At 63.1% G+C, this 21,404-nt stretch carries 15 protein-coding genes; 9 read left to right on the top strand and 6 right to left on the bottom strand.

Annotated elements, in window-relative coordinates; translation table 11 throughout:
- Positions 1-20 precede the first annotated feature (20 nt).
- On the top strand, positions 21-422 hold the full coding sequence (locus tag SB753_RS24195; RefSeq protein WP_027779984.1) for a RidA family protein: 402 nt from the start codon (positions 21-23) through the stop codon (positions 420-422).
- 48 nt (positions 423-470) lie between these two features.
- Here SB753_RS24195 and SB753_RS24200 read toward each other — a convergent pair whose 3' ends face one another.
- Complete coding sequence (locus SB753_RS24200; protein WP_410802214.1) at positions 471-3,989, bottom strand: response regulator; 3,519 nt, start codon at positions 3,987-3,989, stop codon at positions 471-473.
- A 291-nt stretch (positions 3,990-4,280) separates the two neighbouring features.
- Here SB753_RS24200 and SB753_RS24205 point away from each other — a divergent pair, with 291 nt between their 5' ends.
- The 7 genes from SB753_RS24205 to SB753_RS24235 all read left to right on the top strand — a co-directional run bounded on the left by SB753_RS24205 (position 4,281) and on the right by SB753_RS24235 (position 12,712).
- Positions 4,281-5,987, top strand: coding sequence for a methyl-accepting chemotaxis protein (locus SB753_RS24205; RefSeq protein WP_410802216.1), 1,707 nt, complete (start codon positions 4,281-4,283; stop codon positions 5,985-5,987).
- Positions 5,988-6,255: 268 nt separating this feature from the next.
- Positions 6,256-6,858, top strand: a complete 603-nt coding sequence (locus SB753_RS24210) for a DinB family protein (RefSeq protein WP_410802218.1) — start codon at positions 6,256-6,258, stop codon at positions 6,856-6,858.
- A 389-nt stretch (positions 6,859-7,247) separates the two neighbouring features.
- Positions 7,248-7,499 carry a hypothetical protein gene (locus tag SB753_RS24215; protein ID WP_027804733.1) on the top strand — a complete coding sequence of 84 codons (252 nt, stop codon included), beginning with the start codon at positions 7,248-7,250 and terminating at the stop codon, positions 7,497-7,499.
- 334 nt (positions 7,500-7,833) lie between these two features.
- Positions 7,834-8,826, top strand: a complete 993-nt coding sequence (locus tag SB753_RS24220) for a DedA family protein/thiosulfate sulfurtransferase GlpE (RefSeq protein WP_020068603.1) — start codon at positions 7,834-7,836, stop codon at positions 8,824-8,826.
- Between the two features lie 87 nt (positions 8,827-8,913).
- Positions 8,914-10,629, top strand: coding sequence for an FAD-dependent oxidoreductase (locus SB753_RS24225; protein WP_410802220.1), 1,716 nt, complete (start codon positions 8,914-8,916; stop codon positions 10,627-10,629).
- A 216-nt stretch (positions 10,630-10,845) separates the two neighbouring features.
- On the top strand, positions 10,846-11,121 hold the full coding sequence (locus tag SB753_RS24230) for a hypothetical protein (protein ID WP_020068605.1): 276 nt from the start codon (positions 10,846-10,848) through the stop codon (positions 11,119-11,121).
- Between the two features lie 367 nt (positions 11,122-11,488).
- Entirely contained in the window at positions 11,489-12,712 is a 1,224-nt protein-coding gene (locus SB753_RS24235) for a winged helix-turn-helix domain-containing protein (protein ID WP_410802222.1), read from the top strand.
- A gap of 21 nt (positions 12,713-12,733) precedes the next feature.
- Here the strand turns inward: SB753_RS24235 and SB753_RS24240 are convergent, their stop codons facing one another.
- From SB753_RS24240 to SB753_RS24255, 4 genes are all read right to left on the bottom strand, one after another.
- Positions 12,734-13,333, bottom strand: coding sequence for a LysE family translocator (locus tag SB753_RS24240; protein ID WP_020068607.1), 600 nt, complete (start codon positions 13,331-13,333; stop codon positions 12,734-12,736).
- A 178-nt stretch (positions 13,334-13,511) separates the two neighbouring features.
- On the bottom strand, positions 13,512-13,769 hold the full coding sequence (locus tag SB753_RS24245; protein ID WP_020068608.1) for a hypothetical protein: 258 nt from the start codon (positions 13,767-13,769) through the stop codon (positions 13,512-13,514).
- 107 nt (positions 13,770-13,876) lie between these two features.
- Positions 13,877-16,060, bottom strand: coding sequence for a hypothetical protein (locus tag SB753_RS24250; protein ID WP_410802225.1), 2,184 nt, complete (start codon positions 16,058-16,060; stop codon positions 13,877-13,879).
- Between the two features lie 277 nt (positions 16,061-16,337).
- A complete protein-coding gene (locus tag SB753_RS24255) occupies positions 16,338-17,234 on the bottom strand; it encodes a DMT family transporter (protein WP_020068610.1) in 897 nt (298 codons plus the stop codon).
- A gap of 166 nt (positions 17,235-17,400) precedes the next feature.
- Between SB753_RS24255 and SB753_RS24260 the strand changes: the two genes are divergently transcribed.
- Positions 17,401-18,318, top strand: a complete 918-nt coding sequence (locus tag SB753_RS24260) for a helix-turn-helix domain-containing protein (protein ID WP_410802227.1) — start codon at positions 17,401-17,403, stop codon at positions 18,316-18,318.
- Between the two features lie 5 nt (positions 18,319-18,323).
- Here the strand turns inward: SB753_RS24260 and SB753_RS24265 are convergent, their stop codons facing one another.
- Positions 18,324-21,344, bottom strand: a complete 3,021-nt coding sequence (locus SB753_RS24265) for an FAD-binding and (Fe-S)-binding domain-containing protein (RefSeq protein ID WP_410802229.1) — start codon at positions 21,342-21,344, stop codon at positions 18,324-18,326.
- Positions 21,345-21,404 lie beyond the last annotated feature (60 nt).

Consider the following 21,404-nt stretch of genomic DNA (forward strand, 5'->3'; position numbering starts at 1 on the left):
AGCCATGACCGGCATTCCCAATGAGCTCAACCCCCGCTTTCTGGATGATTCCCGGCGCTCCTACGCCGGTCGGCCCGTTTTCCCACGCCACTGAAGCCGACGGCTGGGTTTTCCTCACGGGCCAGATGCCGACCTCCCCCACCGACGACGCCGCACCGCTTCCCGAAGGCGTAGTCGCGCAGACCCGTCGCGTGATGGACAACCTCGTGCTGGTTCTCAAGGGTCTCGATCTCGGCCTGCAACACGTGGTCGCCGCACGCATTTTCCTGACGGAGTTCAAGCGCGATTACGCCGCGATGAACGAAATCTACCGCGTGTACTTTCCCGCCGACGCGCTGCCGGCGCGCACCTGCATCGGCGTGACCGCGCTGGCGCGCGACGCACTGGTGGAGATCGACTTCATCGCACGACGGCCGGGCTGAGCGGCAACGGTGCGCGTGGTCAATGCGGTCGATGCGGGGTCAATGCAGTCAATGCGTCGACGGCTCGTCCACGCCGTAGTGATCGCACAGCGCCTCGTGCAACGACACGGCGCGCTCGTCCATTTCGGTCGTCCAGCTTTCGCTGTCGTTGCACAGCCGTTGTAGCTGCCTGCACTCTTCAACGAACCTCGGCTCCTGCACGATCACGAACGCGCCGCTCGCGCTATGCGCCCAGCCGGCCAACGCCTGCCGGTCTTCTTCATCGACAATGGCGAGTAGCCGCGGCAGATCGTTTTTCAAGTGCTCCTTGAGCATGGCGGTGTAACGCGCTTTCTCGTCCGCGGCGAGCGTGGCGCCCGTTGCGGCGACGGATGCAGGACCGGCACCCGGCGCGGCCTTTTCCGGCACGGCAGGCGCCACAGCGAGCAGTGCAGCCTGAAGTTCGCCCAACGAAGCAGGCTTCGAGACGTAACCGCTGAAACCACGCTCATGCCAGCTTTGCGCTTCCTGATTTTCGGCCACCGCGCTGAAGACAAGCACCGGCACGTCGGCGTCCAGCTTGCGCAGTGCGGCGAGGAACTCGAAGCCGTCCATGGCCGGCATGTGGATGTCGGTCAGTACGACGTCGAAATGCGTCCGTTCGAAAAAGCCGAGTGCCATTCTGCCGTCACCGGCGATGGTCGGCGCGCATCCGAGCGTGGCAAGCTGTTCCGCGATCAAGGTTTGAATCAGCGGATTGTCTTCCGCAACGAGAATGGCGAGGCCTTGCAGCGCGGGATGCGTCGTCAGCACAGGCGCCGCCGCCGAATCTATTCGCGGTGCCGCCGGCACCTCGCACGGCGCGGCAACCGGCTTGCCCTCGACGGCCAACTCGATCGCAGTCCGGACTGCCGTTCCGCTGAATTCCGTCACTTCGAGTACGCCTTCCGCGCGCATTTGCGGTCGTTGCGGACCGGCTCGCGTTACCCAGACGGCAGGCACCGGCTGCAACGCCCGCAGCGAGGCGATGACGTCGAGGTCGTACGCGCCCGAAACAATCAGCGCCGTCGGGCGGTTCACTTGCAACCACGCGCGCGCGGCCGCGAGCGCGGGTACCACGTGCGCGCTCCAGCCGAAGTGCTCGAGCCATCGGCGGAGCAGTTCGGCGACTTGGGAATCCTGACACAGCGCGAGCAGCATTCCGCGCTTCTCAGTGACGGGCGCCGGCCTCGCCGGCTTCTCATCCGGCGAGGCAGCGAGCGGAATCGACACGTTGAATACGCTGCCGACGCTCACCACGCTCTCGGCCGAAATCGTGCCGCCCATCAACTGACAGAGGCGCGCACAGATCACGAGTCCGAGACCGGTACTTTCCGCGCCGCGCGACGCACCGGCCTCGCCTTGCACGAACGGCTTGAAAAGCCGCGTGACCAGTTCCTGGGTCATGCCCGGCCCGGAATCCGACACGCGGCAATTGAGGATCGGACGGCCTTGCGCATCGTCGATAAGGTCGGCTTGCAGCATGATCTTGCCGCTCGACGTGAACTTGAATGCGTTGCTCAACAGATTGTTGATGACCTGTGCGATCCGCATTCTGTCGCCGACAACCGTTCGGTCGAGCGCCGGCGAAAGCAGTGAAAAGAAACGGACAGGGCGATCGCCGGCCATCGCCGCATAGGAAAGCGCAATGCTCTCGAACGCCTCGAGTAGAGCAAACGGTTCGCGCACCAGAAGCATTTCGCCGGCATCGATCTTGGAGAAGTCGAGAATATCGTTGACGACGCGGCGCAGCGCATCACCCGCCACATTCAGCGCGGCGAGCCGCTGCGCGTGCGCTTCAAGCCCCGGCGTGCGCGCGAAGAGTTCGAGATTGCCGAGCAGCGCATTCAGAGGCGTGCGAATCTCGTGGCTCATCGCGGCAAAGAAGTTGGTGCGCGCGCGCATCATCGCGTCAGACGCTTGCTGCGCGTCCCGCAACTGTTGTTCGAGCGCGTGCTGCGCGGTCACATCGAGAATCGCGCAGAACAACACGTGCTCGCCGGCATAGCGGGCGGGTGCGTAGGTGATTTGCAGGAATTGCGCGGGTGCGGCGCCGGCTTCCGGCGCCGCGATTGCCTGCGCATTCGCGGGCACTAGCGTCGCGGGCTGAGATGGCGGCTGCGCCGGCGCGACAAAAGCGGCGATCCGTGCAAACGCGGCGGCCGAGGTCTGCTCCGGTGCCTGAGCGGGAAACCCGGCAGCGATATGCGGCGGCAACCGGCTTGTGCCGGGCTCGATTTGCAGCAGTTCGGCGGCGAGCGCGTTTGCCGTCAATATCGAATAGTCGCTTCGCCGCACGATGCACAGTCCAATCGGCGTCGCGCTTACCAGAATGTGGTTGAGGGTGTCGCTTTCCAGCGCGCGCGAAGTCTCGGCAAACGCGCTGCGCAAAAGCCGCAGGCCGAACAAACGCGCGGTCAGCGCAATGGCCAGCATGACCAGAAACGCGAGGCTACCGATTACTGCCAGTTGCCAGCCCAGCGCCGCGGCCAACCCGCCCCAAGGCACATAGCCGACGAGCGAGCCGAAGCCCGGCATGAGCGGCTCGTAGAAGATTGCGCCTTCGCGCTCATAGTGAAAAACGTGCGGCGGAGTCGCGGCCACTGCGCGTTGCAGCATCGCGCCGGTTTGCGCGTCGAGCGCAGCGGAAGACACCAGAATGCGGCGATCGGGCGCCATCAGCAATGTGGCGCCCGCGCTGCCGGGCGGCGCAATGCGCGCGGCGAGCACATTAAGCGGAATGCTTGCGCTGATGAGCGTGACAGGTTTGTCGCCCTCGTAATACGCGCTTACTGCCGAGATCACCGGCGTGTTTTGCAGAGGATCTCGATACGGTCCGACCCACAGGCGCTCACCCTTGCCAGGCACGCGCTTGCCGGTTTGCGACTTGAGTTCGCGCTCGATCGTCTCCCTCAGCAAACCTGCGAGCGCCGCTTGCTGAGCAGACGTGGCGAAGCGCGCCGCCCCGCTGTTCGGCCCGGCGGCAGAGCCCGCCAGCGAAGGAAGAATCACGGCGTAGTCTTCGTCGACGCCGATCAGCGTTGCCCGCTGTTCGAGTTCGAACGCCTGTTGCGTGACAAGCGTGGATTGCGCCGATTCGTAAAGCCGCCCCAGTTTGTCGCCGAGTCGGGCGCCCCAGGCGGCGCGAGTGGACTGCCCAATGACGACGTCAAACTCCGCGTCGACTCTGTCCACCGTGCCGCGCGCCGCGCCCGTCTGTGCGATGGATTGCTCGACCGCCTCGGGCGCGCGCCGCACGTCCGTTGCGCCGTAGTAGTAGTCGAGGGTAAATTCGGCGCGCCGCAGGAAGGACTCTTCTCGATGCAGCAGCAACGACAGATCGGTTGCGTTCTGCGACGTGAACGTGCGGCGATATTCCAGCTGCTTGAACGCAGCCACGACCGCGATGACCAGCGCAAAAACAGCCACCATCAGCATCAATGAGCCGATTGTCGCGAGATAGACCCGTTGCTGGCGCTTCGCAGTCTTCGCGAGCGACGCGAACGCGTATTCGAGCGACTCTTGACTTCGATCAAGGATTTTCTGCATCAGATCACGTGCGTGCGGTTCGCGCAGGCAGACCACTGCGGTCTTTAGCAGACTGCGTCTGCTGGCCTGTATCGGCGCAGTGTAGTCGCTTTGACGGTGTCGCGCGATGCATCCGGCACTTTTAACGCGGTCTGCCGCCAAGGCGTTCCCGAACCCTGCGTTAACGGCGCCACGGGCTTAAACCTGAGTGGATTAGTGGGAAACCCTCAAGGCACCCGCACTTCATGCCGTTATTCCTTGCAGCACTGTAAGACCGCGCACTGTGCGGGGTGAGCATCAGCAAGGAAAGTCATGCGCAATAACCAGCCTGTCACCGGGCAAGAGTACGAATTCCCGTCGTCGCAAATGCTTGTTTCCGCGACCGACCTGACCGGCCGCATCGAATATTGCAATCCGGCTTTTATCGCCGTGTCCGGCTATACCCATGAAGAGCTCGTCGGCCAGCCGCACAATCTGATCCGCCATCCGGACATGCCGCGCGAAGCGTTCGCGGACATGTGGGCAACGATTCGCGATGGACGTCCGTGGACTGCGCTCGTCAAGAACCGCCGCAAGAACGGCGACCACTATTGGGTTCATGCGAACGTCACGCCGGTGGTCAAGAAAGGTGCCGTGGTGGGCTATCTCAGCGTGCGCGTGAAGCCGGCGCGCGACGCCGTGCGCGCGGCCGAAGCCTTGTACTCCCGCATGCGCACGGGCGAAGCGCGCGGGATAAAGCTGCGTCGCGGCATGATCGTGCGCACGGGTTTGCGTGGTCGGCTGCAAGCGCTGACGCGTCTGCCCGTGGCGACGCGCGCCGCTTTCGGCTATGCGCTCACGCCGCTCGCGCTCGCGGCGGCCGGCCTCGCGGCGTGGCAAGGCGCGCCGCCAACGCCGTTCTGGATCGCGTTCGGCGTGGCCAGTGCCGTCAGTCTGGTTTCATGGCGTCTGCTCGCGCGGCATGTGGCTGCGCCGGTGCGCGACATGAGCGGATTCGCGACCCGGCTCGCCGCAGGAGATCTGACTGTCGACCTGGAGATCGCGCGTCACGACGACCTGGGCGATGTGCTGCAAGCATTGAATCAGTTGAAGGCCAACCTGGCCGCGATCGTCTATGACGTGCGCGAGCAGATCAACGGCATGCTCGATAACGCGCGGGAGATCTCGAGCGGCAACGTGGACCTCGCTCGCCGTACGGAACTGCAGGCCGCGTCGCTGGAAGAAACCGCCGCCACGATGGAAGAGCTGACCACCACCGTGCAAGCGAACGCCGACGCCAGCGTGCGCGCGCTCGACCTCGCGAAAGACGCGCAGGCCGCGGCTGCCGAAGGCGGCAAGATCGCCGGCCAGGTCGAGCAGACCATGGCGGGCATTACGGCCGCATCGCGGCGCATTGCCGACATTACCGGAGTGATTGACGGCATCGCTTTCCAGACCAACATTCTGGCGCTGAACGCCGCCGTCGAAGCGGCGCGCGCGGGCGAAGCAGGCCGCTCGTTCGCCGTGGTCGCGGGCGAGGTGCGGATGCTTGCGCAACGTTGCGCGGCGTCGTCGAAGGAGATCAAATCCGTGGTCGAGGCAAGCGCGGCGGAAGTCGCGGCGGGCACCGACCTCGTAGCGCGCACCACATCTCAAATGCGTGCAATCGACGAAGCGGTCGAGCGCGTGTCGTCGATCATCGTGGAAGTAGCGAACGCGAGCAGCGAACAGGCCGAGGGCATTCGCCAGGTGAACCAGGCTGTTTCGCATCTCGATGGCGCGACCCAGCAGAACGCCGCGCTCGTCGAACAGGCGGCGTCCACGGCACAGCGTCTCGCCGCGCAGGCGGACGTGCTTAGCGAGGCCGTCCGTCTGTTCACGGTTGCGGACACGGCGCCTGCGTCGCGCGTTGTTGCTCGCACGCGTCAGCCTGCGCCAGCCAATGCTGCGCACGAGCCGGCATCTGCAGTGGCGCTTGCGCATGCACAGCGCGATGCTCATGACGCGGAGCATGACGAGGCGGCCCCGGTTGTTCATTAATGACGCATCGAGGTTGCATTGAGGTCGTATTGATCCGATAGATCGGCATTACTCCTACCTCGACAGCGGGATATTGACGCCGTACCGTGCAAGCGTCGCTGCCCAATGGATGTATGGACAGACTGACCCGAGTAACAACGGCGTTGAGCGGCCCGTCCCAAACAGACGGGCCGTTTTTTTTCGCGCGATCTATGCTGTTGGAGCGCGCACGTCGATGCGCGCCTTCCTGCGCGCAGAATCATGCCGCTTGCTCCTGACGGAGACACAGATGATCGAGTCCAAATCGCGAGGCGCCGCTTCACGCGATCCGTTGTCTTTGCATCTGAGTGCCATGGCGCGCAACAACGCATGGTCGAACCTGCGCCTTTACCGCGCGTGCCTGAGCTTGACCGACAAAGCATTCGCCGCGCGGAGGGTGAGCTTCTTCCCATCGTTGCAACTCACGTTGAATCACATTTTGCTCGTGGACCGTTACTACTACGACGCGCTTGTGGGCGGCGGCCAGGGCCTCACGATTTTCGACGACGAACTGCCCTATCCACGCGCCACTCAACTGTGGGACGCCCAGGCGCGAAGCGATAGCGACCTGCTGGCCTTTTGCGAGTCGCTGACGGGCAGCGACTTGAACCGTGAGGTGGAGATCGACCGCGGTCCGTCGGTCGGCGTTCAACGGGAGAGCATCGGCAAGGTGCTGCCTCATCTCTTCGTGCACCAGATCCATCATCGCGGGCAGGTTCATGCGATGTTGAGCGGCTCCGACGCGGCGCCGCCACAACTGGACGAGTTCTTTCTCGACGGCGATGCGCCGTTGCGCGCCTCTGAGATGCTGGAACTGGAACGCGTGCGCGAATCTCATAACCGACCGTTGTAGTGGAGCGACGGCCGGACGTTGCCTATGTTGAGGGAGCGCGACCTACCGAGCATTGCTTCGGGCGTTTTTGCCGATCGCCTGTTCGCTGACCTCCCGCGATGCATAACCATACCGCGCGTCAGCAGCATGACATTGCAGGAGAAGAACTGCACCGCCACGGGGCACGAAAAATGCGCCCGTCGTCGCAACGAGTCGCGTTAAACTCATTGCCACAGGTGAACGCTACTGCACGCACCGGGCTCGCGGCCCGCGGGCTTAGGTGCACGGCGGCGTTCGGGCAAGCAGGCGCACGCTACGGTCAATCGCCAAAGCGTGAACATTGCGCGACAGACGGCGCGTCATGCTGCCCGTACAATGGTTCGATCAACAACGGATTAAGGACAACTTCGATGCGCACTACCGGGTCCTCCGGGTCAATGGCCCTGCTCACCGAATACGACGACGCAACCGGGCGCGAACTGCGTTCGCTGCGCCTCGAGTCGACAGAAGACGGCAAAGGCATCCTTCTGATCGAGGTCGATGAGCGCAAGCCCGGCATACATCGGGAAGTACGCTATGAAATCACGCCGGCCGAGCTGATCGCGGCAATCCGCGCGCACGGCGCCGAGTTGCCGGGCGAGCAGCACAATCATCGTCAATAACGTAATCGGGCGGCGCAGCGCATCAGCGTGATCGCCGCGTGCGCAGTAGAAAGCGCGGCACTGCAGGCGCCGCGCACCATTACCGGCATCTTCGCGCGCCACCTCTGTTCAGGCTGCGCGAGATTCAATCGTCTTTCATTTTGTTCTGCTCGTGCTGGTTGACATTTACAGCGCGCGCGGCGCGCGGACCGAAGGCGCGGCGGTAACGCTTCCAACCCCGAATAACCGGGGTTTTTCAAGGGCTTTGCACGCCTTGAAAATGGTCCATAATCGCTCCATTCTCCTTTGCTTCCCTACTGCGCACCGTGCCTGAAAAGGCCGCGGATGTAAGTCGATGCTACATGATCTCGTCGAGCAATACGGACCGGCGCTCATTTTTGCCAACGTGCTGGCGGCCTCTATCGGCCTGCCGGTACCGGCTATGCCGTCGCTCGTGTTGTTTGGCGCAATGGCCGCCATGCATCCCGGCTCCGTCGGCACGCAACTGCTGCCGGTACTCGTGCTGTCCATCTTTGCAACGCTGATCGGCGACAGCGCGTGGTATCTGGCCGGCCGTCTGTATGGCGGCAACACGCTGAAAACCATTTGCCGCCTGTCGCTGTCGCGTGACACGTGCGTCAAGAAAACCGAGCGGTTTTTCGGGCGCTGGGGCGTGCGCGTGCTGGCCGTCGCCAAGTTCGTCCCGGGCCTGTCGATCGTGTCTATTCCAATGGCGGGCGCAATGGGCACCCGTTATCGCACGTTCCTCACCTACGACAGCATCGGTGCCGCGTTGTGGTCGGGCACCGGGCTTATCGTCGGCGCGTTGTTCGCGCATCAGATCGACATGGTGTTCGCCGCTGCCGGGCGCCTCGGCCGCACCGCGGGCGTCGTCGCTATTGCGCTGTTGCTGTTGTATGCGGCGTATCGCTGGATTCGGCGTCGTCAGTTGATCAACAAGCTGGCGTCGGCTCGCATTGAAGTCGACGAACTCGCCACGTTGGTCGAGGCGGGCAAGACGCCGGTGCTGTTCGACATCCGTTCGCACGAGAAGCGCAAGCTCGATCCGTTCGTGATTCCGGGCTCGCAATTCGCCGACGAGCGGCAGCTCGATCAGATCGTCGCCACGTATCCGCGCGACCAGAAGCTCGTGATTTATTGTTCGTGTCCCAATGAAATTTCGGCCGCATGGATGGCCAAGCAGTTGAACGAAGCAGGCTTCGACGACGTGCTGCCGTTGCGCGGCGGCATGGAAGCCTGGCGCGACTCCGGCAGGCCCGTCGAGGCCTTGCCCGGCATGCCGCCGCCCGAGGCCGCAGTCGAGCACATCGCGCCGAAAGCGGTTTGACGCCGTGGCGCTTCCGCTTGCGCGCTTTTGCGTGCGCGCCGTTGCGCCTTCGTTCAGTCAATCAATGAACACTGAAGGAGCGGTTCAATGCTTTCCGTTTCAGAACCCGAAACACAATCCGAAGCGGTAGTCGCCGACGCGCCGTTTTCGAATCTGTCCACGCGCATGCATCAGATGTTCCCCGCGCTCACCGAAGCGGAGATCGATCGCGTGCGCCGGTTCGGTGAACCGAGCCACTGGGAAGCCGGCGAACTGCTGTTCGAGACCGGCCACACAGGTCCTGGCATGTTCGTGCTGCTCGAAGGGCGCGTGAAGGTCTATCAACGCGACGGCATCGGCCGTGAAGTGGTGATCGGCGAACACGGGCCGGGGCATTTCCTCGCCGAAGTGGGCCAATTGTCGGGACGCCACGCGCTCGTCAACGGCATGGCGCTCAGCGCGGTGCGAGCGTTGCTCATTCCGCCGGAGAAGCTGCGCGCACTGCTCGTGGCCGAAGCCGAATTGGGCGAGCGCATCATGCGCGCGCTGATTCTGCGGCGCGTGTCGCTGATCGAAAAAGGCGCGGGCGGCCCGATCCTGATCGGCAGCAGCACCGACGCGCGCCTCGTGATGTTGCAAGGCTTTCTGTCGCGCAACGGTCATCCGCATTCCACGATCGACGAATGCGACGAGGACGCGTTGCGTCTCGTCGAGCAATTCGGTGCGCAGCAGGAAGACATGCCGCTCGTCATCTGTCCGGACGGTTCGGTGCTGCGTCATCCGAGCATGCCGGAACTGGCGACCTCGCTCGGCCTGCTGCCAGATCTGGACGCCTCGCTCGTCTATGACGTCGCGATTGTAGGCGCGGGACCGGCCGGACTCGCCACTGCAGTGTATGCGGCGTCCGAAGGACTCTCGGTCATCGTGCTCGATAGCCGCGCGCCGGGTGGCCAGGCCGGTGCAAGCTCGCGAATCGAAAACTACCTCGGCTTTCCGACCGGCATCTCGGGTCAAGCGTTGGCCGGACGCGCGTTCGTGCAGGCGCAGAAATTCGGCGCGCACGTGGCGATTCCCGTCCACGTAAAAGCGCTGCATTGCGGGGAGGCGCCGTACCGGCTCGAACTGAAGTGCGGCGGTCATATCAGCGCGCGCACGATCGTGATCGCAAGCGGTGCGGTGTACCGGCGCCCCGCGCTCGAAGGACTCGACCGTTTCGACGGACGCGGCGTCTACTACTGGGCGTCGCCTGTCGAGGCGAAGCTGTGCAAGCGCCAGGAAGTCGTGCTGGTGGGCGGCGGCAATTCGGCCGGCCAGGCGATCGTCTATCTGGCGACGCATGCAGCGAAGGTCCACGTGCTGATCCGGCGCGGCGGCTTCGAAGCCACCATGTCGCGCTATCTGATCGACCGCATCCGCTCGCTGCCGAACGTCGTCGTGCATCCAAATTCGGAGATCGGCCGCCTTGTCGCGGACGAAAGCGGGCTTGCGTCGGTCGCTCTGAAAAAGCCCTTGCCCGATGGCACCGACCACATCGACACGCGGCATCTGTTCCTGTTCACCGGGGCGGACCCGAACACCGACTGGCTGCGCACCTGCGGCGTCGAACTCGACGAAAAGGGCTTCGTGCTGACGGGCACCAGCGCGGACGGCGTGTCGGCATGCGATCTCGCAACGACCGTGAAGGGCGTGTACGCGATCGGCGACGCGCGCGCTGGCTCGACTAAGCGCGTGGCGGCGGCGGTCGGCGAAGGCGCGGCGGTGGTCGCGCAGATTCACCAGATACTGGCGGTTTCAGCGGACGAAGCGGTCGCATCCGTGGCTTGAGCTTGAGCTTGAACCTCTGCGAGGACCGCCGCACGTTCACGGGCGGTCCGTAGCAATAGCTGCCGGCCAGGCCGCCGGGTAATGCTCTGTTACACACGCCTTCAACTCGTTGCACCTGCTTTTCTTTCTGTCTCGTAAGATCCATGTCAGCCATTCGACAGTGAGTGGCCGATCGTTGGAAACAGCAATCGTCTTGCTGGGACACAGGAGAGAAGCATGAACAAACGCGCGATCTTCTTCGCCGCCTTCGGACTTGCCGCCGCCTGCGCATCGACTGCCGCTTCTGCTCGCGTCGACGTGGGCGTGTTCGTCAACACGCCGGGCCCAATCTACGCCGCGCCGCCAGTCATGTACGCCCCGCCGCCGGTCGTCTATGCGCCTCAGCCCGTCTACGGTTACGGCTACCGCGACGACTATTACCGGGGCCACCGCTGGCATCACGATCATGGCCGTCATCGCGGCTGGGACAAGCATCACGGGCGCGGCTGGTAGGCTTTGAGCGCGTGCCGCGGAGGCCTGGCTGCGCTGCGCTCCCGAGTTTGTGGTGCTGACGACGTGGCGCATCCAGGCGCGGCCGTTCATGCACCGGCATAGGCGGTTTCAGGTGGCCCATTTGACGTTTCTCCTGCGACTCGCTTGCCATCGCCAGCGTCCGCCTCGACCACCCGCCGCTTGGTTGGCGGCCACTTCGGGCTCAGTCTCGGCCAGTCCACGACTCATCTGCCGCTTCGTCGCTGCACCACCTTCGATGGGCAGCGCTCGCATCAACCTCCACTTTGCATTCACGCTACAGTAGCGTCTGCTGATTCAGGTCAGGCTCGCGCCTTCTCATCGCAGTCACTCACTGAACAATCTCCGCGTGAAGACTCTTCCGCTTTCCGCCGCCCGCACGCTGCATCTGGCCGCACAAGGTCTGCTGACACCGCCGCGCCGCAAGGCCGTGAAAGCCGACGTGCTCGACGCGATCCGCCGCATGGCGCAATTGCAGATCGACACGATTCACGTTGTCGCGCGCAGCCCATATCTCGTGCTCTTCAGCCGGCTCGGCGCGTATGCGCAGCAATGGCTCGACGAACATCTCGCCGAAGGCAAGCTGTTCGAGTACTGGTCGCATGAAGCGTGCTTCGTGCCGATCGAAGACTACGGCCTGCTGCGTCATCGCATGCTGGACCCGAGCGGCATGGGCTGGAAGTACGCGGCCGACTGGCACAACAAGCATCGCGAAGACATTGAGAAACTACTGGCGCACATTCGCGCCACGGGACCGGTGCGCTCGGCGGATTTCGCTCGCGAGTCGGGCAAGGGCAATGGCTGGTGGGACTGGAAGCCGGAGAAGCGCCATCTGGAAGTGCTCTTCGCCATCGGTCAACTCATGGTGGCCGAGCGGCGCAATTTTCAGCGCGTCTACGACGTCACCGAACGCGTCTTGCCGGACTGGAACGACGCACGCGATCTGCCGCCGTCGCATGTCGTCACCGATGAACTGCTGCGCCGCACTTGCCGGGCGCTCGGCGTCGCGCGGGCCGACTGGGTGGCGGACTATTACCGTCTGCCGCGCCGCCCGTATCGCGACGAGCTTCATGCGCTCGCGGAGCGCGGCGAATTGATTCCCGTGCAAGTGGTCGGCTGGAAGCAGGACACGTTCGTGCACCGCGACCTCGCGCCCATGCTCGACGACGCCGCGAGCGGCAAACTCGCCTCGACGGTGACGACGGTACTTTCGCCGTTCGATCCTGTGGTGTGGGACCGCAAACGCGCCGCCGCGCTGTTCGACTTCGACTATGCAATCGAGTGTTATACGCCGGCGGCGAAGCGCAAATACGGTTACTTCGTGCTGCCGCTACTGAGCCGCGGGCGGCTGGTAGGCCGCGTCGATGCAAAGGCGCACCGCGCGCAGGGCATTTTCGAATTGAAGTCCGTGCATATGGAAGCGGGCGTGCGTCCGAGCGCCCGGCTCGCTGGCGACCTGCGGCGCGCGTTGCAACGGTGCGCGGATTGGCACGGCACGCCGCAATTGCAAATCACATGGGCGGCGCCGGAATGGCAGGACGCATTGAGCGTGGATGAGTGCGTCGAACAGTAAGCGCGCCGCCGTCCTGCGCAGTCAATGCAGCGCCGACCATGCAAGCGACAGCGAAAAGACGCCGAGCAGGATCGACGCGCCGCGCTGGATTTTCGCCGGATCGAGCCAACGCAGCTTGCCGCTGCCCAGCGCCGCGCCGAAAGCGATCCATGCGAGCGCAATCGGCACGAGCAGGCACACGAAGATCAGCATGGCCGAGAGATAAGCGGGCCAATGCGCGAAAGCAGCGGCCGGAAAAATAGTGCCCGCGAACAGCAAGGCTTTGGGATTGAGCAGCGTCGCAATGAACAGCGTGCGCATGCCGCTCGCGCGCGGCGTCGAGTCAGGTAGCGCGACGGCCGCGCGCCACATATCGATGGCCAGCCACGCGATGTACAAACCCGCCGCCACGCGCAGCAACGCGGGCAGCCATGGCAGCGCATGCGCGGCTTGCGCCAGGAACCGTCCCCAGACGGAAATAGAAACCAGATAGCCGGCGAGTTCAGCGGCGATAAGCGGTAGCGACCGCTGCAGGCCTTGGCGCAAACCTGCCGACGCAAGCAATGTATTAGTCGGACCCGGCGTAATCAGCACGACGATAATGCCGACGGCCAACAACGCGGTAGCGGACGCAGAGAACATGGAAAAGGCGCAATGTTGAGAACAGTGCGCCTTTTTATCACAGACGGCGACCCGGCCAGCACTTGACTTGGCGACGAGGCGCGAGGAGGGATCGCTGTCGTTAAGAGTTAGCCGTAAAGTCAGGCGCAAAACGCTAAACGCCAATTGCTGATGGCAAGCGTCAAGGCCCAACCAACGTTCAGTGTTCCAGCTTCGCGCGCAGTTCCCGCGCAGCTTCTAGCAGCCCTTCATATCCCGAACGCGCGTGTTCGGGCAAGTCAGGATCGCCGACAAACGTGCCGAGCGTTTCGATCAGGCTGTACAGAATCCCCTTTGCAGCGCCTGACGCAATGCTGCCGGACGATACCTGCTGATCCACGTGACTGAGCGCTGCGTCGAGGTTTTCCAGATTGGGCCGGTCGCCGGTGGGCGGCGTAGGCGTTACGTCTTGCGTCATGATGAAGCGTCTCCCCGTATGAAGCGGTAAACGAGCGATCCTTTCACGTTGTTATATACCGATCGCGGGTTGCCGTCTATTCGTGATCGGCGCGAACACGACCTGGACTAAGGTGTCCACCGATACATCAGAATTTTTGCGCGTGCGTCGTCTTCTACCAGTATCACGTACTCGCCGTTGTCACGTTTCGCCGCGCTGATGCCGAGATAGACGTCCACCCAACCGCTCGTGTTGCCCACGCTCGCGCCGGGCGTCATATAGCCGACCGGCTGACCTGTGCGCGCGTCGTACACATCGACCTTCGCCGTGTACAACTCGGCCACGAAGACATAGTCGCCGGCTACCGCGACGCCTACGGTGGTCGTCTGCGGATTGCTCTGCGTGTTCCACGGCAGCGAGACCGCGTACTGCTGCGTAGGCGCGCCCGAACTCCAGTTGTCATAACGCGCGAGCACGGGGCCGGCCTCTTTCCAATGGGTCGCGTCCCACGGAACGGCGCTCGTAAAACCGGACAGATACATGGTGTCGGATTCCGCGATGTAGATGAGCCGCGCCAGTCGCGTGAAAGGCTGCGGCATCGCGAACATTCTGGAACTCGCGTAGGTGTAGATCGGATTGCCCGCTTGGTCGAGCCCCTGCAAAGGCATTTCGCGGATGCCGCTCAGCGGTGTGGCAAGCCAGACGTTGCCCGGCGCGTCCACCCACCAGAAACCGTTGCCCACGGTACTGCCGGTCGACGGATTGCTGCTGATTTCGCTGGCATCCACGACGCCATTACCGTTGACATCGCGCCACAGCCATTCGCCATAGCCCGGCTGACCCGAAGGCCACGTGCCCGGCAGCGGATTTTGCGCGAGCAGCCCCGACGGAATCGCCGTCTCACCATGTGCGGCGTCGCAACGGTAGACGTTCAGGTAGTGCGCGCCCGGATCGAGCGTATAGAGAAACGGCCGGCCGTCGATTCTTCGCACCATCGGCTCGCCGCGCACGCCGCGCGGCTGATGGAACGTGGGATCGTCGGGATAATCGAAGCGATTCAGCGTGAAGCCCGCATACGACCATTCGCGGCCCACAGGCTGGTTGTAGTCGAGCGTGAAGCGCTTCGAACCGGTGTACACCGAAGCCGGCGTGGCTGGATCGAATGCGGCGCTGTCCACGAACGTCAGCCCATACAGCCGCCAGTTCAACGCATGCGAGCTGAACACATAGCTTTCCAGCACCGCACCTTGACCGACCGATGCAGAGCTAACCGGCCGCGGCCCTTCACCGTTTTGCGCGACATATAGATTGCCCGCCGGGTCGAGCGCGATTCCAGTCATGCCGTTAAAGCGCCAGTTGCCCGGCACGCCCTTGACCGCATGAAAAATACCGTTGCGCGTGCCGAGCGGCGCGGCCGCTCGCGGTTGACCGTTGGCGTCCTTGTTGAAGACGAGAATCTGCTGCGACGGCCCGTTGTCCGCGACGAGAATTTGTCCAGCCGGCGTAACGGCAATGTCGGTCGGAACTGCGCCGGCGGGCAACGGCAAGACGCCGGCGAGCGCGGTCCCATCCGCGTTGAAGTGCAAAATAGTTAGGTTTCCGGACGATACGCCGCTTATCACCCAGAGCGTCGAATCGGTGTCGATCGCGATACGTCCTGGTGAGCTGACGCTCCACGAGCGCAATGGCTGCATCGTATTGGCGTTCAGAACAACGATGCGGTTCGCGTAGGTGTCCGAGAGGTACAGTTCGCTGTCGGTGGCGGCAAGTCCGCGGATGGCCGCGTCGGTACCGGTCGTTACTGTATCGACGGGCAGGAAGCTGTTTTTCGTTGCGTTCGCGCTATTGCCGACGCCCGCACTAAACGGCACGCCGGCCGAGAGGTTCGCCAACGTGCGGCGCGTGATGCCAAACCACGTCTGTCCGGCCGGCGGATAGTCTGCGCCGACCAGCTTGTTGTTCTCGTTACCGATCGACATTGCCGCGTACAGATACGTGTGGTTGACCGCGACTGCATCGCCGCCCGCAGCGCCCCAACCGTGCGTGAAACCGGCGACGGCGATCTTGTCGCCCCCGCGATACGCGGCTATTTCACTGCCGCTCTCGTCCCACGGCGCGTTCGTGAAGACGGTACCGTCGGCGCCCGCCGCGATTGCCTGGATATCCTGCTGCATCCACTTACCGTCGCCGAAACCGAAGCTATTGCCGATCCACGAGGTGGTGTAGGTGAGCTGCGACTGCGCATAGCCAGTAAGCGGAAGAAGGCTCTGGCAGAAAATGAATGCCGCGCCGAGGCGCGAAAGGAGTTTCACAACGATGTTCCCTTGCAAGTGACGCTTTCATCCTCGCATAGAAAACAGGTGAAATTAATTGATAAAAAAATTGACCGTAAATATTTGAGAAAACAAATATACCGCATGCATAGGAGTGCGTGGCGTGCCGATTCTTCTGCGATCCCGCGGAGTTATGTGACAGAAGCGGCCAATCTCGTCACGATGCGTCAATAGGTCGCCAATATCGTTTTCTTCAAATGCTATTTGTGAATCCATCCCAGCAAAGGCGCACTTGTGCGCATAAACTCCGCGTTTATCAGGCGTGGCTGCGTCGCCCGAAAATGCGCCGGGTCATATCGAACGCAACCAGATTGCCGGCCACTACCAGCAGCAATCCAACCACTGCCAATGCCGACCATTGATAGCCTTCGAATACCGTCGACACAGCCAGCGCCACGATAGGAAACAGCACGGTCGAATAGGCGGCGCGCTCGGGCCCGATGCGCCCGACCAGCATCAGGTATGCGGTAAAGCCGATCACCGAGCCAAACACCGCGAGATACGCCAGTGCGCCGAGATAGCGTGTGGACGATTCGATAGCGAACGGGAAGCCGGCGAGCGCGCTTCCTACGGTCAACACGCTCGCGCCGATCAACATCGCCCAGCTATTGGTCGCGAACGGATGCAATCCCATCGACTGCATGCGGCTCGACAACAGATTGCCAGCCGAAAAGCACAATGTGCCGAGAAACGCGATGCCAAGCCCGAGCCATGCGGCGTGGTCGCCGAGATGTCCGCTCATCTGCTGAACGAAGAGACACACAATACCGACGAGACCGAGCATCGCGCCCGCAATTGCCGAGGGCTGCAGCGGACGCCCCATGAAAAGCCGTCCGTTGATCGAATTAAGAAGCGGCGCCGTGGAGAACACCACTGCCACGAGGCCGCTGGGCACCACCTGTTCGGCGTAGTAGAAGCACAGAAAGTTGACGCAAAACAGCGCGAGCCCTTGCGCGAACAAAAATCGCCACGCGGCGCGCGGCGGCCACATCGGCCGGCGCATGATGCGCAACAGCGCGAACAGCACCAATGCGGCGATCCAGAAACGCCAGGCGATGGAAACCGGCGGCGGGACTTCGCCCAACTGCCATTTGATCGCGATCCAGGTGGTGCCCCAGATCAGAACGGTAACGGCATAAAGCGACAGATTCATGGTCAAGCCTGCAACAGCGGATACGGAAGTGCGACTATGCGGCAACGCAGGCGCCAGGACTTGTCCAGGATTGCGCATTTTCGGCGGCAAACCGCGAGCTCATGGGTGCCGGGGCGCGGCCAGCCGTATACTTACGCTCATATCCCGCAAGAACGACACCAGTCCCGTGAAGCCGAGCCCGCCCGTCGCTGTGAATGACGCCACTGAAACGCCGTTTGGCATTCAGTCGGTGTGTCACACGCTAGGCAGCTCGAACGCGAACCTGGACCGGTTTGCGTGGCTCGGTGACGGTCTGGCGATTGCCGTTTGGACGCGCGACACAGAAGTCGCCGAGACCGTCTACGATCGGCCCGGCCACCACACCCTCTCGTGCTACCTGGATGGCGGTTATCGCACCGAGCGGCAGAAAATGCCGGGGCGTTACGGCGCGCCGTCGCGGCTATGCGCATTACCCGGCGATCATGAGTCGCGCTGGTGGGTGCGCGGCCATATGCATTTCATGCACCTTTATTTCCTGCCTGAGCACTTCACGCAACGCGCTGTGCAGGAACTGGACCGCGAGCCGCGCGAATTGACGCTTGCCGACCGCACATATTTCGAAGACGCGCGCATTGCCAGTCTGTGTCAGTCGCTCGCGAACGAACGTTGGGACGACCCGGACGGTTTGCTGCGCACCAACGAAACTGCACATGAAGTGCTGAGCCTGCTGCTGCGCTCGCAAGGCGTGCGCCGCACCGGCCTGGCGCTGAAGGGCGGTTTGTCGGTCGCGACCAGACGGCGACTGCGCGATTACATCGAAAGCCATCTTGCAGAGCCGCTCACCATCGGTGAACTTGCAGGCGTGGCGGCGCTGTCGGAGTTTCACCTTGCGCGGATGTTCCGCACGTCGTTTGGATTGCCGCCCGCTGCGTGGATCGCGCAGCAGCGGCTCGAACGCGCGCGCATGCTGTTGCGCACCACGTCACTTCCGCTTCAGCGGATTGCCCAGCTATGCGGCTATGCAAACGCGAGTCACTTTAGCCACCGTTTCCGCGAAGGCGTGGGCGTGTCGCCTACCGCGTACCGGCAGGCTGTCCCGGCTTAAGCGCGTCATTGCAACGCCATTGCGAGCACACGGGCCACATGAATGGCCTCCACACCGGCGCCATCGTGAATCTGATGACGGCAACTCGTGCCGTCCGCGACCATGACGGTATTGCCGTCGATCTTGCGCACCGCCGGCAATAGCGACAACTCGGCCATGGCCTGCGACGTCGCATAGTGCTCCGCTTCGTAGCCGAAGCTGCCGGCCATTCCGCAGCACGACGATTCCACCGTCGATACCTTCAGCTCAGGAATCCATTTCAGAACGGTTTGCACAGGCGTAAAGGCGTCGAACGCCTTCTGATGACAATGGCCATGCACGAGCGCCTGCGGCGTATCCAAGGGCTTCAACGCAAGCTCTAAGCGACCCGCTTTTTCCTCGCGCACCAGGAATTCTTCGAAGAGGAACGCCTGTTTGGCGAGCCGCTGTGCTTCGTCGCCGAAGCCATAGTGCAAAAACTCGTCACGCAGCGACAGCAGGCACGACGGCTCCAGACCGACAATGGGCACGCCGCGTTCCACGAAAGGGTTGAACAGATCGAGCATTCGCCTCGCTTCGTGCTTCGCTTCGTCAACCAGGCCCGCCGCGAGAAACGTGCGGCCGCAGCAAACCGGGCGCTCGCCTTCGCGCATGTTGAAGTGCACGGTGTAGCCCGCCGCCTCCAGTACCTTCTGCGCCGCCCTGGCGTTCTCGGGCTCCATGCTGTTATTGAAGGTGTCGACGAATAACAGCACTTCCTTCAGCGTCGCGCCATGCGCGTTCACCGTGGGACTTGCGCTCGACAGAAACGACTTCCTGAAACGCGGCAAGCTCCGCTCGCTCGCGAAACCGACCGCGCGCTTGAACAAGGACGACACGAGCGGCACATTGTCGGCAACTGCGATCAAGCCCGGCATGCGGCTCGCGGCGGCAGCGTAGCGCGGCATGAAGGCGACGAGCTTGTCGCGCAGCGTCAAGCCATGTCGCTTGACGCGCGCGGCGCGCGCTTCGATCTTGAACTTCGCCATATCGACGCCCGTCGGGCAGTCGCGCTTGCAGCCCTTGCATGACACGCAGAGATCGAGCGTGTCCTTTACTTCGTCGCTCGCAAGGCCGGCCTCGCCTAGCTGACCGGAGATTGCAAGACGCAAGGTGTTCGCACGCCCGCGCGTGACATGCTGTTCGTCTTTCGTCACGCGGTAGCTCGGGCACATCGTGCCTGCATCGAATTTTCGGCAGTGACCGTTGTTATTGCACATCTCGACGGCCTTCGCGAGACCGCCTGCGAGGTCGTTGCCGCTGCCCGGCGCGGTTTCGCGGCCAGTCAGCGGATCGCGCTCGACGTTCCATGCTGACCAGTCGAGCGCCGGTTCAATGGGCCGTTCCTGATAGCCGGGCGCGAAACGGAAATAGCGCGCGTCGTCCATTTTCGGCGGACGCACCATCTTGTCGGGATTGAAGCGGTTGTCCGGATCGAACAGCGCCTTGATCTCACTGAACGCCTGATTGAGTTTGGGACCGTATTGCCACGCCACCCATTCGCCGCGGCACAAACCGTCGCCGTGCTCTCCGGAATAAGCGCCCTTGTATTCGCGCACTAATGCCGCGGCTTCCTCGGCAATCGCGCGCATTTTCACCGCGCCATCGCGGCGCATGTCGAGAATCGGCCGCACGTGCAGCGTGCCGACGCTCGCATGGGCATACCAGGTGCCCTCGGTGCCATGCCGATGAAACACCTCCGTCAACTGGCTCGTGTACTCGGCGAGATGTTCGAGCGGCACCGCGCAGTCTTCGATGAAAGACACCGGCTTGCCGTCGCCCTTCATGCTCATCATGATGTTGAGGCCGGCCTTGCGCACTTCCCACAGCGCCTTTTGCGCATTCGCGTCCGGCATTTCCACAACCGAGCCAGGCAAGCCGAGATCCGCCATCAATTCGGAGAGTTGCCTGAGCGACTCGAGTTGCGCGTCGCGCGACTCGCCCGCGAATTCCACGAGCAGCACCGCTTGCGGCTCGCCGACCAGCGCCTTTTCGACAACCGGACGAAACGCAGGGTTGCTCATGGCCAGATCGATCATGGTGCGGTCGACCAGTTCCACCGCGACCGGCTTCAGCTTGACGATGTGCTGAGTCAGATCCATCGACTGCCAGAACGTCGGAAAGTTGACCACGCCCAGCGTTTTATGCGCGGGCAACGGCGCAAGCTTCAGCGTCAACTGACGGCTGAATGCGAGCGTGCCTTCCGAGCCGACCAGCAGATGCGCGAGGTTGGCCACGCCGTCGTCGGTATAAGCGCGCGGATTCTGACAGTCGAACAGGTCGATGTTGTAGCCGGCCACGCGGCGCAACACTTTCGGCACGCGCGCCACGATTTCGTCGCGCTCGCGTTGCGCGATCTGCCTGACGCCTTCGAATATCTGCTGCAAACGCGCGCCTTGCGGCGCATCGCGCAACGAAGCGAAACGCGCTTCGGTGCCGTCGGCGAGAATCGCGTCGATGGCTTCGACGTTGTGCACCATGTTGCCGTATTCAATGGAGCGCGAACCGCACGAATTGTTGCCCGCCATGCCGCCGATCGTGCATTGCGCCGCAGTCGACACATCCACCGGAAACCAGAGACCGTGCGGCTTGAGCCATGCATTCAGATGATCCAGCACGACGCCCGGCTCGACCGTCACCGTGCGCGCCTCCAGGCTGAAATCGACGATATTGTTAAGCCATTTACTCGTGTCGATCACGAGCGCTTCACCGACCGTTTGTCCGCATTGACTCGTGCCAGCGCCGCGCGCGAGCAGCGGCACTTTCTCGCTGCGCGCAATGTCGAGTGCGATGCGCAGATCGTCCTGGTCGCGCGGCACGACAACGCCGACGGGCATGATCTGATAGATCGACGCATCGGTCGCATAACGTCCCCGGCTCGCTGCATCGAACAGCACGTCACCACGCAACGATTTACGCAGATGTTGCGCGAGCGGCGTCATCAGACGCGCCGTGGACGGCACGAGATGAATCGGCTTGACCAGCAAAGCGGAAGTGGGATTCGTCATAACGTCGGTGTTGTTGCAATACGCAGAAATCGCGGCGCAGCGCGGCAAACCGCGCGAGCG

Origin of the sequence: Paraburkholderia sp. SIMBA_053, from assembly GCF_046534895.1 — a bacterium.
Lineage (GTDB): Bacteria > Pseudomonadota > Gammaproteobacteria > Burkholderiales > Burkholderiaceae > Paraburkholderia > Paraburkholderia caledonica.

What these genes read in the sequence shown, in the direction of transcription:
- SB753_RS24205 (WP_410802216.1), top strand. Translation starts at nt 4,281, where the DNA reads ATGCGCAATAACCAGCCTGTCACCGGGCAAGAGTACGAATTCCCGTCG.
- SB753_RS24200 (WP_410802214.1), bottom strand. Translation starts at nt 3,989, where the DNA reads ATGCAGAAAATCCTTGATCGAAGTCAAGAGTCGCTCGAATACGCGTTC.
- SB753_RS24245 (WP_020068608.1), bottom strand. Translation starts at nt 13,769, where the DNA reads ATGACGCAAGACGTAACGCCTACGCCGCCCACCGGCGACCGGCCCAAT.
- SB753_RS24265 (WP_410802229.1), bottom strand. Translation starts at nt 21,344, where the DNA reads ATGACGAATCCCACTTCCGCTTTGCTGGTCAAGCCGATTCATCTCGTG.
- SB753_RS24210 (WP_410802218.1), top strand. Translation starts at nt 6,256, where the DNA reads ATGATCGAGTCCAAATCGCGAGGCGCCGCTTCACGCGATCCGTTGTCT.
- SB753_RS24240 (WP_020068607.1), bottom strand. Translation starts at nt 13,333, where the DNA reads ATGTTCTCTGCGTCCGCTACCGCGTTGTTGGCCGTCGGCATTATCGTC.
- SB753_RS24195 (WP_027779984.1), top strand. Translation starts at nt 21, where the DNA reads ATGAGCTCAACCCCCGCTTTCTGGATGATTCCCGGCGCTCCTACGCCG.
- SB753_RS24220 (WP_020068603.1), top strand. Translation starts at nt 7,834, where the DNA reads ATGCTACATGATCTCGTCGAGCAATACGGACCGGCGCTCATTTTTGCC.
- SB753_RS24255 (WP_020068610.1), bottom strand. Translation starts at nt 17,234, where the DNA reads ATGAATCTGTCGCTTTATGCCGTTACCGTTCTGATCTGGGGCACCACC.
- SB753_RS24225 (WP_410802220.1), top strand. Translation starts at nt 8,914, where the DNA reads ATGCTTTCCGTTTCAGAACCCGAAACACAATCCGAAGCGGTAGTCGCC.
- SB753_RS24215 (WP_027804733.1), top strand. Translation starts at nt 7,248, where the DNA reads ATGCGCACTACCGGGTCCTCCGGGTCAATGGCCCTGCTCACCGAATAC.
- SB753_RS24230 (WP_020068605.1), top strand. Translation starts at nt 10,846, where the DNA reads ATGAACAAACGCGCGATCTTCTTCGCCGCCTTCGGACTTGCCGCCGCC.